Raw genomic sequence first — 11,058 nt, 5'->3', positions numbered from 1 at the left:
GGCATCCTGCCCCGATTCGGGCGCGCGCCATCCATGGCGCGCTTGACGCAATGCCCCAGCCACCGACAACGCAGCTTCCGGATGTCGAGGTGCTGCCCTTGCACGGCGATCTTCCGATCGAACAGCAATCGCGCATACTGCAACCTGCGGCCGATGGCCGCCGGCGCGTGGTGCTGGCCACCAATGTCGCCGAATCCTCGGTGACGCTGCCGGGCGTGCGCGTGGTCATCGACAGCGGGCTGGCGCGCGAACCGCGCTTCGATCCCAACAGCGGCTTCTCGCGGCTGGACACCGTGCTGGTGTCGCAGGCCGGCGCCGACCAGCGCGCCGGCCGCGCCGGGCGGGTGGCGGAAGGCTGGGCGTACCGCCTGTGGCCGCAATCGCAGCGATTGGAGCCGCAGCGAAAACCGGAAATCGCGCAGTTGGAGCTGGCGGCGCTGGCGCTGGAGCTGGCGGCCTGGGGCAGCGAGGCGCTGCGCTTCGTGGATGCGCCACCGGCCGGTGCATTAGGGGCCGGCAAGGACCTGCTGCAGCGGCTGGATGCGCTGGATGCCGGCAAACTCACCGCCGGCGGCCGGCGCATGCTGGCGCTGGGCACGCACCCGCGCCTGGCGGCGATGCTGCTGGCCTCGAACGACCCGCAGCGGATCGCTTTGGCCTGCGATCTGGCGGCGCTGACGGAAGCGCGCGACCCGCTGCGCAGCCGCTCGGATGCGCTGGCCGAGCGCTGGCAGGCGCTGGCCGCGTTCCGCAATGGTCGCGTGCCCGCCGAGGCCAGCCGCAGCGCGCTGGCCGCCATCGACGCCGCAGCGAAACAGTGGCGTCGCCGCCTGCGCTGCACGGCACTGCCGCCAGCGGCGGCCCCCGCGCATGCGCTGGGCGACCTGCTGGCGCACGCCTTCCCCGACCGCATCGGCAAACAGCATCCGCAAGACCCCAGGCGCTATCAATTGGCGAATGGGCGGATGGCGCGGCTGCTGGACGATTCCGCGCTGTACGGCGAACCGTGGATGGTCGCCGGCGAACTGCGCTTCGAGGCCGGGGACGCCCTGCTGCTGCGCGCCGCGCCGGTGGATGCGGCGTATCTGCGCGAAGCCTTTGCCGCGCATTTTCACAGTGGCGATGAAGTCCGCTGGGATGCCGCGAAGCGCGGCCTGACGAACGAGCGCATCGAGCGCTTCGACGGCATCGTGCTGTCGACGAAATCCGTCGGCAAGGTGGATCCTGCCCTGACCGCGCAGGCCTTGACCGACGCCGTGCGCTCGCTGGGGCTTGGCTGTTTGCCGTGGACGGAAGCGCTGGTGCAGTGGCGCATCCGTGCGATCTGCCTGCGTGCGTGGATGCCGGAACTGGGCCTGCCCGACCTGTCCGATGCCGCGCTGCTGGCCACGCTGGAGCACTGGCTGCGGCCCGCCTTCGCCGGCAAGACCCGGCTGGACGCCCTGGGCGAAAGCGAGCTGGCCGCGGCGCTGAAATCCGGCATCGACTGGAGCCTGCGGCAAAAGCTCGATCAGCATGCGCCGACGCGCATCGAAGTTCCCTCGGGCCTGCAGCGCGCGATCGACTATCAGCTCGACGACCACGGCCAGCCGGCGCCACCGGTGCTGGCGGTGAAGCTGCAGGAACTGTTCGGGCTGGCGCAGACCCCGCGCGTGGCCGACGGCCGTGTGCCGTTGTTGCTGCACCTGCTCTCGCCCGGCGGCAAGCCGCTGCAGGTGACTTCGGACCTGCACAACTTCTGGACCAATACCTATGCCGAAGTGAAAAAGGAAATGAAGGGCCGCTACCCGCGCAACCCGTGGCCGGACGACCCGTGGAATGCGACCGCGACCCATCGCGCCAAGCCGCGGGGAACCTGAGCTATCCCGCGCGGTGCGCGGGCGTCGGCAATTCGGGAAAAGTCACCGCAGGCTGAATGGATGGCCGTGGACTTGCCAAGGCGCCGCCGTTTCGAGCGATACTCCGGGCAGAAGTCGGGATTCGAGGAGCGCGGCGATGGGCAAGCTGGACAAGGCGCAGGATCGGGCAATGGAACTGATCGGCGAAATCGGCGATGGTCTGCGCAAGCGCGTGCCGGACAAGGCCGTCCAGTGGGTGGAAACCGGCGCGGCGCTGGGCGCGCTGCGCGCCAGCTCCAAGGTGGCCGGCAGCTTCATCCGCCGCAACCCGTATCTGGTCGGTGCGGCCGTGGCCGGGGCCGGCCTGCTGTGGCTGGCGGCGCGACACCAGTCGCGCAAGCGCCAGGCGCAGGCTGACAGCGTTCTGCGACTGCAGGCGGTGCGACGCGGCGATTACGAACAGGACGACTACGGCGTCTGATCGTTTCCGGCGCGGTCGTCGCACGCCGCCGATGGCAGCTCGACGATGAACCGGCTGCCGCCGCCTTCGCGGTCTTCGTACCACATCCTGCCCCCCGCGCCGAGGACGATCTGCCGCGCCAGCGCCAGGCCGAGCCCGTTGGACAGTCCTCCGGGCGCATCGTGGCCATCGACCCGCTGGAACGGCTTGAACAGCAGGGGCTGGAAGCTCGTCGGAACGCCGGGGCCGCGATCCTGCACGACCAGTCGCCAGACGCCATCCGCGCCGGCAAGTCCGGCAAGGTCGATCTCGCCGCCGCTGCGTGCGTACTTGAGCGCATTGCCGATCAGGTTTTCACCGACGTGTCGCAGCAGGCGCGCGTCGATGGCGACGCAGGCATCGCCGTCGGGAACAGTGCTGTGCAGGCGCAGTCCGCTGGCTTCCAGCTGCAGTTCGTAGCGTGCCGTCAGCCAGCGGATGGCGTCGCCCAGGGAAGTGCTTGCGCCGGGTGCGCCCTCCGCGGTCGGGTCGGTGGGCGACTGGCTTTCCAGATAGCTGCGGATATAGTCAAGCGCCTCGCGCGTGCTTTCCTCGATGATCTGGAGATAGCGTTCGACGCGCTCCGGCTTGCAGTCCGGCAGCGCCAGCATTTCCCGGGCGAACAGCACCGAAGTCAGCGGGTTCTTGATGTCGTGGGCGATCAGGTTGAACAGCTCCTGGCGCTGGCGCAGGGCGCGGGCGAGGTGCTCGCGCGCCTGTCTCTGGCGCAGGTGCACGCGCAGGCGCGCCAGCAGTTCTTCCTCGTCGCAGGGCAAGGTGAGGAAATCGGCGGCTCCCGCGCCGAACGCGCGCAGGCGCAGGCGTGGGACATCCTCGCCCGTGCCCAGGACCAACACCGGCAGCAGCGCCTGCTCGCCGATTTGCGACAGGGCCGTGAGCAATTCGATTCCGGCGGCTTCCTGTTCGACGATGTCCAGGATCACCAGATCCGGGGCCCGGGTGGCCACGGCCACCTGCGCCTCCTCGGCGTCCCGCGCGACGTGGACCGCGTGGCCGGCTTCGCGCAGCAGTCCGGACAGCGCCGCGGCGTCGCCGCCCAACGTGACGATCAGGATGCGGCCGGTGCTGGAGGACGTGTCAGGCACCCCGAAGGGGCTCCCGTTCCTGAATGGACTGGCTACGGTAGCAAACCACCGTGGTCGCGACCATGCCGATGGGCGGAACACTCAGGCGCCGCAGGCGCGCCATTGCCCCGGTACCAGCCCATCCAGCCGGTGCGTGCCCAGGGCCACACGCACCAGCCGCAGGGTCGGCAGCCCGACCGCGGCGGTCATCCGCCGCACCTGGCGGTTGCGACCTTCGCGAAGCGTCAGTTCCAGCCAGGCGTCCGGCACCGTCTTGCGGAACCGCACGGGAGGGTCGCGTGGCCACAGCGCGGGCGGGTCGATTTCGCGCGCCTGCGCCGGCCGCGTCGGTCCATCATTGAGCGCCACGCCTTCGCGCAGCGCCCGCAGCTGCGGTTCGGACGGCGTGCCCTCCACCTGCACCCAGTAGGTCTTGGGCTGCTTGTGCCGGGGGTCGGTGAACCGGTGCGCCAGCGCGCCGTCGTCGGTCAGCAGCAACAGGCCTTCCGAATCGAAATCCAGCCGGCCCGCCGGATACACCCCCGGCGGCAATCCGAATTCGGCCAGCGTCCGCCGCGCCGGCACGCTGCGGTCGGTGAACTGGCAGAGCACGCCGTAGGGTTTGTTGAAGGCGATCAGCATGACCGGCCCGGGCGCCGTGGCGTCAATCGGGCTTGCGAAAGCGCAGCGTCATCCGGTCGCTTTCGCCAATGGCGGCGTACTTCGCGTCGTCAGCGGCGTCGTGGCGGTTGGTCGGCGGCAGCGTCCACACGCCGTTGGGATGATCCTTGGTGTCGGCGGGGTTGGCGTTGATCTCGCTGCGGTCGTCCAGCACGAAGCCGGCCCGCGTCGCCAGGTCGACGATCAGCGCTTCGGTCAGGTAGCCGCTGGTCTTCATGGTGTCCAGGTCGGTTCCGGATCGGGCGCGGTGATCGACCACGCCCAGCACGCCGCCCGGTTTGAGCACGGCGAAGAAGGCCTTGAAGTAGGCTTCGGCGTTGCCGTCGGCCACCCAGTTGTGGGCGTTGCGGAAGGTCAGCACGGTGTCGGCCGATTCCGGCGGGCCGAAACTCGGCGCGGTGGCGTCGAACAGCCGCACTTCCGGCTGCCCGTACGTTTCGGGATGCGCGGCGAACTTCTCGCGCAGGGTCTTGTTCAGCGCATAGCGGTAGCCGGGCTGGCCGGCGATGGCATCGTCCCAGGTCGCCGCGACGTAGTGGCCGCGCGCGCGCAGGTAGGGCGCGAGGATGTCGGCGTACCAGCCGCCGCCGGGGGTGACCTCGATGACGGTCTCGTCCGGTTGCACGCCGAAGAAGGCCAGCGTCTGGCCGGGATGACGATAGCGGTCGCGCAGCACGTCGGCGGGCGCGCGCCAGGCGCCGGCCAGCGCGGCATCCAGCGCGGCGCCGGGGGTGGCCGGTGTGGCAGCGGGCGCCGGGGCGTCCTGCGGAGGAACCGCCAGCGCGGCGCCGGCCAGGGCCAGGCAGGCGACGAGGGCGGTCAAACGGATCGGACGAACGAACATGCGGGCGCTCCGCGTTGGGCGAAGCGCCAGCCTAAACCCTCGACGCTCAACCCGCGAACGTCGCCAGCGCCGCGTTCAGCGTGGCCGAAGGCCGCATCGCGGCCGCAAGCTTGCCCATGTCCGGGTGGTAGTAGCCGTCGATGTCCACGGGATGGCCCTGCACTGCCAGCAGTTCGGCGACGATCTTTTCCTCGTTCTCCGCCAGCTGCGCGGCCAGCGGCGCGAATCTGGCCGCCAGCGCGGCGTCCTTGGCTTGCGCCGCCAGTTCCTGCGCCCAGTACAGGGCGATGTAGAAGTGGCTGCCGCGATTGTCGATCGTGCCGAGCTTGCGCCCCGGCGAGCGGTCGTTGTCGAGGAATTTCGCGTTGGCCGCGTCCAGCGCGTCGGCCAGCACCTGCGCCCGGGCGTTGCCGGTGGTGTTGGCCAGATGCTCGAACGAAGCGCCCAACGCCAGGAACTCGCCCAGCGAATCCCAGCGCAGGTAGTCCTCGGCGAGGAACTGCTGCACGTGCTTGGGCGCGCTGCCGCCGGCGCCGGTTTCGAACAGTCCGCCGCCGGCCATCAGCGGCACGATCGAGAGCATCTTCGCGCTGGTGCCCAGTTCCATGATCGGGAACAGGTCGGTGAGGTAGTCGCGCAGCACGTTGCCGGTGGCGGAAATGGTGTCCAGGCCGGCGCGCACGCGCTTGAGGGTGTGGCGCATCGCCTCCTCGGGGCTGAGGATGCGGATGTCCAGCCCGGCGGTGTCGTGGTCGTTGAGGTAGAGCGCGACCTTGGCGATCAGCCCGCGGTCGTGGTCGCGCTGTGGATCCAGCCAGAACACCACCGGAGTGCCGGACAGCCGCGCGCGGTTGACCGCAAGCTTCACCCAGTCGCGGATCGGCGCGTCCTTGGTCTGGCACATGCGCCAGATGTCGCCGGCCTTGACCTTGTGCTGCAGCATCACCGTGCCCTGCTCGTCGAGCACCCGCACCACGCCGTCGCCGGCGATCTTGAAGGTCTTGTCGTGGCTACCGTATTCCTCGGCCGCCTGCGCCATCAAGCCGACGTTGGGCACGCTGCCCATGGTCGCCGGATCGAACGCGCCGTGCTCTTTGCAGTCGTCGATGACGACCTGGTAGATGCCGGCATAGTTGCGGTCGGGCAGCACCGCCTTGGTGTCCTGCAGTTCGCCCCTGGCGTTCCACATCCTGCCGCCATCGCGGATCATCGCCGGCATCGAGGCGTCCACGATCACGTCGGACGGGACGTGCAGGTTGGTGATGCCCTTGTCGGAGTTGACCATCGCAAGTCCGGGGCGCTGCGCGTACAGCGCGGCAATGTCGGCCTCGATTTCCGCGCGCTTGGCCTCGGACAGCTGCCCCAGCTTGGCGTACAGGTCGCCGATCCCGTTGTTGGGATCGAAGCCCAGCTCGGCGATGGTCTTGGGGTGCTTTTCCAGCACCGGCGCATAGAAGCGGTTGACCGCGATGCCGAACATGATCGGATCGGACACCTTCATCATGGTCGCCTTCAGGTGCAGCGAAAACAGCACGCCGCGCGCCTTGGCGTCCTCGATCTGGGCGTCGATGAAATCGGCCAGCGCCTTGGCGCTGAGCACCGTGGCGTCGATCACCTCGCCGGCCTGCACCTGCAGCGGCGCGCGCAGCGGGAAGGTGCTGCCGGTGGCGCTGACGAACTCGATCCGGATCGTGCTGGGGTTGGCCAGGGTGTAGCTCTGCTCGCTGCCGTAAAAATCGCCGTAATCCATGTGCGCGACGTGGGTCTTCGAATCCGCGCTCCACGGCGCCATCCGGTGCGGATGCGACTTCGCATACGCCTTCACCGCCTTGGGCGCGCGGCGGTCGGAATTGCCTTCGCGCAGCACCGGATTGACCGCGCTGCCCTTGACCTTGTCGTAGCGCGCCTTGACGTCCTTTTCGGTTTCGCTGATCGGCGACTCGGGATAGTCGGGAATCGGGCAGCCCTTGCCCTGCAGCTCCTGGATCGCGGCCTTGAGCTGCGGGATCGAGGCGCTGATGTTGGGCAGCTTGATGATGTTGGCCTCGGGAGTCTTCGCCAATTCGCCCAATTCGCGCAGGTCGTCGCTCACGGCCTTGTCGCCGAGGCGGTCCGGGAACTGCGCGAGGATGCGCGCCGCCAGCGAGATGTCGCGGGTTTCCACGTCCACGCCTGCGGTCCTGGCGTAGGCCTGCACGATCGGCAGGAACGAGGCGGTGGCAAGGAAGGGCGCTTCGTCGGTCAGGGTGTAGAGGATCTTGGACATGGCGGCTCGGATCGGCGGGTCAAGTCCGCCATTGTCGCGCAACCGCGGCGCGACGCGGAAGCCGCTGCCGCTGCCGCCGGTATCGGCTGCCGGCAGCCGGCCAGCCCAAGGCCGAGCGCACAGATCGCCGGCCAAGGGCGCATGCGCCGCATCGCCTACTGCCGCAGCGCGCGCTGCGGCGGCGGCGGCGGGGTGCCGGGCGTGGCCCGCCACGGGTTGATGTCCAGCCCGCCGCGACGGGTGTAGCGCGCCTCCACCGACCGCGCCTGCGGCGCGCAGCGCGCCAGCACGTCGCGGAAGATGCGCTCCACGCACTGCTCGTGGAACTCGGCGTGGTCGCGGAAGCTCACCAGATAGCGCAACAGCCCTTCCCGGTCGATGCGGGGGCCGCTGTAGGCCAGCGTGAGATCGGCCCAGTCCGGCTGGCCGGTGACCGGGCAGTTGGACTTGAGCAGGGCGCTGGTCAGGGTTTCGGTGACGTCCGGGTTTGACGCGGACAGGCAGGCCGGATCCGGCGGGCCGTAGCGATCGATCGCGACATCGAGCCCGTCGATGCATTCGCCGGACGCTGCGGGCGCCATTTCCGGCAGTCCGAACGCCAGCGCCACCGCCGCGCCCGCCGCTGCACCCAGGTCGGCCTCGATCCGCGCCCGCACCTCGGCTTCGGAGGCGAAGCGCTCGCCGTTGAAGGAATTGAGATAGAGCTTGAGCGATTTCGATTCGATCAATTGCGGCGAATCCGCCGGCACCGTCAGCGTGGCCGTGGCCACCTGCGGCTTGCCGCGCCCGTCCAGCCACGACAGCTCGTAGGCCTGCCAGCGGTCCAGCCCGATGAAGGGCAGCCCCACGCCGTCCAGTCCCAGCGCCGCGCGCCCCGCCGCCCGCGGGATCGGGAACAGCAGGCCCGGGTCGTAGCGGCCCGGATAGGCCACCTCGCGGCCAAGCGGCGAGGCGTCGGCGGAAGGCGCGCTCATCGGGCGTGGTGCTCGGAGGTCAGGTATTCGGCGGACTGCATTTCGACAAGCCTGGAGGCGGTGCGCTCGAACGCGCCGGCGATGCGTTCGCCGGCATAGAGTGCCATCGGCGCGGCGGCGGCGGTGCAGACTAGGTTGACGTGGCGGTCGTAGAGCTCGTCGATCAGGTTGACGAAGCGCCGCGCCGCGTCGTCGCGGTCGGTCGTGAACACCGGGATCCCGCCCACCAGCACGGTGTGGAATTCGCTGGCGATCTCGATGTAGTCGGCGCTGCCGCGCGGGCCTTCGCACAGCGCGCCGAAATCGAACCAGCACAGCCCCGAGCCGCGCGCGCGCACCGGAATTCGCCGGCCCTCGATCACGATGCCGGCGTCCAGGTGCGCGTCGCCGCCGCCCAGCTCGCGCCAGCGCTGCGCCAGCCAGGCGTCGGACTGCGCGTCCAGCGGCGCGCGATAGACCGGCGACTGGGTCAGCGCCCGCAGCCGGTAGTCGGTCGGGCTCGCCAGCTCCAGCACCTCGCAGCGGCGCTTGAGCATTTCGATCGCCGGCAGGAAGCGCGCCCGCTGCAGGCCGTCCTTGTAGAGGTCGTCGGGGGCCGCGTTCGAGCTGGTCACCAAGGTCACGCCCTCGGCGAACAGCCTCTCCAGCAGGCGCGACAGCAGCATCGCGTCGCCGATGTCGATCACGAAGAACTCGTCGAGCACCAGCACCTGCAGGCTGTCCCGCCATTCGCGGGCGACCCGCGCCAGCGGGTCGGCCTGCTCGGCGTGCGCGCGCAGGCGCTCGTTCACCTCGCGCATGAAGCGGTGGAAATGGGTCCGGCGTTTCTTTTCGACCGGAAGCCCGTCGTAGAACAGATCGATCAGGAAGGTCTTGCCGCGCCCGACCCCGCCCCACAGATACAGACCACGTACCGGCTCCGGCGCGCGTGCGCCCAGCAGCCGTTGCAGCAGGCCGGGCGCGGGTGGCGTGACCAGCAGCTCGGCATGGATGCGGTCCAGCGCCGCCAGCGCCGCACGCTGGGCCGGATCGTCCTGCCAGTCGCCGCGCGCCACGCCATCGGCGTAGCGCCGCGAGGGAAGCGCCGCTTCGCTCATGCCGCCGGGGGCTGCGGCAGCCAGTCGCGCACGCCGTTCTTCACCACCCCGCGCAGGTCCATCAGCTTGCGGTGGAAGAAATGGCTGGCGCCCTCGATCTCGACCAGCCGCGGCGGCTGCGCCAGCCCGCGCGCCCAGGCGCGCACGGCCTGCGGATCGACGATTTCATCGACATCCCCCTGGACCAGCAGCCAGGGCACCGTCGGCAGCGCGATGCCGCCGAACGCCCAGATGCGGCCGACCGGCGGGGCGATCGTGATCAGGCCCCTGGCCCCCAGTTCCACCGTCGCCCGCAGCGCGATCCACGCCCCGAAGCTGAATCCGGCCAGCCACAGTGCGCAATCCGGATACCGCTCCCGCGCCCACGCCGCCACCGCGCGCAGGTCGTCCAGCTCGCCGCGGCCTTCGTCGAAGGCGCCCTCCGAGCCGCCCACGCCGCGGAAGTTGAAGCGCAGGGCGGCGGCGCCCGACTCGCGCAACGCGCGCGCCGTCATCGTCACCACCTTGTTGTGCATGGTGCCGCCTTCGGTCGGCAGCGGGTGGCAGACGATCGCCAGCGCCTTCCTGGCCGGGGCCTGCGCCGGCGCCAGGGCCGCCTCGATGCGGCCGGCCGGACCGGGAATCGCCAAACCTTGTTCGTCGTGCGCGGAAGGGCCGGACGGCTCGTTCATGGCGTCATCCTGCCAGACGCGGCGTTAAGCATGAGGCGGGTTGCGGATGCCATGCATTGCGGGAGCGCGCAGGGTTTTGCGCGTCGTCCCCGCGCGGGCGGGGACGACGCTTATTTCTTGCTCTGCGCCACCATGTACTCGACCGCCGCCTTCATCTGCTCGTCGGTCAGGGCGGCGTTGCCGCCGCGCGCCGGCATGGTGCCGGTCGAGCCGGTGAAACCGGCGATGGCCTTCTTGATCAGCTCGTCCAGGCCCTGGGCCGCCACCCGCGCGCCGATCCCGGCCGCGTCCAGCTTGGGCGCGCCGCCGACACCGCCGGTATGGCAGGCGGTGCAGGGGCCGTCGTTGAAGATCGTCGCGCCGTCGGTGCTGCCGCCGAACGGCACGTTGGCCGCCGCGGCCGCCTGCTCGGCCGCCGCTGCCTCGGCCTGCTGCGCCGCGCCGGTGGCGCCCGCGTAGACCGCGCCCTCGGGCGCGATGCGCGCCAGCGTGCTTTGCGCCACACCCGGATCGACCGGATGCACCACCCGGCTGTTCAGGTAATACGCGAACAGCGCCAGCCCGATCCCGACCGAGACCAGGAACGCGATCAACAGCGAAAACTTCTTCAGGAAAACGAGATCGAGCGGACGCACGGTTTACCCCTGGGATCACGGCCGACGAGGGCCTGCACCTGAACGATTATTCCAGATCAGGCGGGCGCCGGTCGAGGGTGGTGTGTATTCAGCTTCTCCGACAAGAGCGGGGCTCCGAGAGAGGGCGTTCCTGTTTTTGTGCAATGTCGTGTCCGGTTTGCGCGCAAGCTCGCGTTTTGCGATTGTAGACAGGGGTCACGTTTTGTTCAGCAAATTGTTATAGTCGGCACCCGGCTGCGCCTCTCGTGGCGTTTGTCTGGTGCGTTTTCCGGACGATGAGTCCGGCGAAATTCGAAGTCGATCGCTTTCCGGCCCCGTGCCTGGAAGTGGGTCGACGGCAACGCGATATCACCCGAGGAGCAGAGACTTACATGAACGACAACCGGAACGTCACGCGGTCTGCCAAGGCCGTCCGCAGCATCAAGCAATCGGCAATGACGCGCGCAGTGCGCTCGGTGCTGGCGGCTT

10 protein-coding genes are annotated in these 11,058 nt (G+C 69.7%); 2 read left to right on the top strand and 8 right to left on the bottom strand.

Features of this window, described 5'->3' with window-relative positions:
• Both hrpB and Q0X16_RS10540 read left to right on the top strand, forming a co-directional pair.
• The coding region (hrpB, locus tag Q0X16_RS10545) for an ATP-dependent helicase HrpB (protein ID WP_297833972.1) at window positions 1-1,859 on the top strand (1,859 nt) is incomplete at its 5' end.
• A 136-nt stretch (window positions 1,860-1,995) separates the two neighbouring features.
• Window positions 1,996-2,319 (top strand): hypothetical protein, encoded by a 324-nt coding sequence (locus Q0X16_RS10540; protein WP_297833969.1) that lies wholly within the window; start codon window positions 1,996-1,998, stop codon window positions 2,317-2,319.
• On the opposite strand, the gene Q0X16_RS10535 is transcribed toward Q0X16_RS10540, so the two are convergent.
• The 8 genes from Q0X16_RS10535 to Q0X16_RS10500 all read right to left on the bottom strand — a co-directional run bounded on the left by Q0X16_RS10535 (window position 2,307) and on the right by Q0X16_RS10500 (window position 10,590).
• Entirely contained in the window at window positions 2,307-3,443 is a 1,137-nt protein-coding gene (locus Q0X16_RS10535; protein WP_297833966.1) for a HAMP domain-containing sensor histidine kinase, read from the bottom strand. The two genes, Q0X16_RS10540 and Q0X16_RS10535, sit on opposite strands and share 13 nt — an antisense overlap.
• Before the next feature lie 81 nt (window positions 3,444-3,524).
• Window positions 3,525-4,064 (bottom strand): pseudouridine synthase, encoded by a 540-nt coding sequence (locus Q0X16_RS10530; RefSeq protein WP_297833963.1) that lies wholly within the window; start codon window positions 4,062-4,064, stop codon window positions 3,525-3,527.
• Between the two features lie 22 nt (window positions 4,065-4,086).
• On the bottom strand, window positions 4,087-4,947 hold the full coding sequence (locus Q0X16_RS10525) for a methyltransferase (protein WP_297833960.1): 861 nt from the start codon (window positions 4,945-4,947) through the stop codon (window positions 4,087-4,089).
• Between the two features lie 46 nt (window positions 4,948-4,993).
• Window positions 4,994-7,213: an NADP-dependent isocitrate dehydrogenase gene (locus Q0X16_RS10520; protein WP_297833957.1), complete on the bottom strand. Its 2,220-nt coding sequence runs from the start codon at window positions 7,211-7,213 to the stop codon at window positions 4,994-4,996.
• A gap of 155 nt (window positions 7,214-7,368) precedes the next feature.
• Window positions 7,369-8,187, bottom strand: a complete 819-nt coding sequence (gene queF, locus Q0X16_RS10515; RefSeq protein WP_297833954.1) for an NADPH-dependent 7-cyano-7-deazaguanine reductase QueF — start codon at window positions 8,185-8,187, stop codon at window positions 7,369-7,371.
• Window positions 8,184-9,284, bottom strand: coding sequence for a cell division protein ZapE (zapE, locus tag Q0X16_RS10510; protein WP_297833952.1), 1,101 nt, complete (start codon window positions 9,282-9,284; stop codon window positions 8,184-8,186). Before zapE ends, queF begins: the two co-directional genes overlap by 4 nt.
• Complete coding sequence (locus Q0X16_RS10505; RefSeq protein WP_297833950.1) at window positions 9,281-9,955, bottom strand: alpha/beta fold hydrolase; 675 nt, start codon at window positions 9,953-9,955, stop codon at window positions 9,281-9,283. The genes zapE and Q0X16_RS10505 overlap by 4 nt, the downstream gene beginning before the upstream one ends.
• Window positions 9,956-10,065: 110 nt before the next feature.
• Entirely contained in the window at window positions 10,066-10,590 is a 525-nt protein-coding gene (locus tag Q0X16_RS10500) for a c-type cytochrome (protein WP_297833947.1), read from the bottom strand.
• Between the last annotated feature and the right edge of the window lie 468 nt (window positions 10,591-11,058).

This window comes from Thermomonas sp. (assembly GCF_025993755.1).
GTDB lineage: Bacteria > Pseudomonadota > Gammaproteobacteria > Xanthomonadales > Xanthomonadaceae > Thermomonas.
Note: the sequence above shows the minus strand (reverse complement) of the source record. Positions and strands in the feature narration are given on the sequence as shown.

What these genes read in the sequence shown, in the direction of transcription:
- Q0X16_RS10540 (WP_297833969.1), top strand. Translation starts at nt 1,996, where the DNA reads ATGGGCAAGCTGGACAAGGCGCAGGATCGGGCAATGGAACTGATCGGC.
- Q0X16_RS10530 (WP_297833963.1), bottom strand. Translation starts at nt 4,064, where the DNA reads ATGCTGATCGCCTTCAACAAACCCTACGGCGTGCTCTGCCAGTTCACC.
- Q0X16_RS10525 (WP_297833960.1), bottom strand. Translation starts at nt 4,947, where the DNA reads ATGTTCGTTCGTCCGATCCGTTTGACCGCCCTCGTCGCCTGCCTGGCC.
- Q0X16_RS10520 (WP_297833957.1), bottom strand. Translation starts at nt 7,213, where the DNA reads ATGTCCAAGATCCTCTACACCCTGACCGACGAAGCGCCCTTCCTTGCC.
- queF (WP_297833954.1), bottom strand. Translation starts at nt 8,187, where the DNA reads ATGAGCGCGCCTTCCGCCGACGCCTCGCCGCTTGGCCGCGAGGTGGCC.
- zapE (WP_297833952.1), bottom strand. Translation starts at nt 9,284, where the DNA reads ATGAGCGAAGCGGCGCTTCCCTCGCGGCGCTACGCCGATGGCGTGGCG.
- Q0X16_RS10505 (WP_297833950.1), bottom strand. Translation starts at nt 9,955, where the DNA reads ATGAACGAGCCGTCCGGCCCTTCCGCGCACGACGAACAAGGTTTGGCG.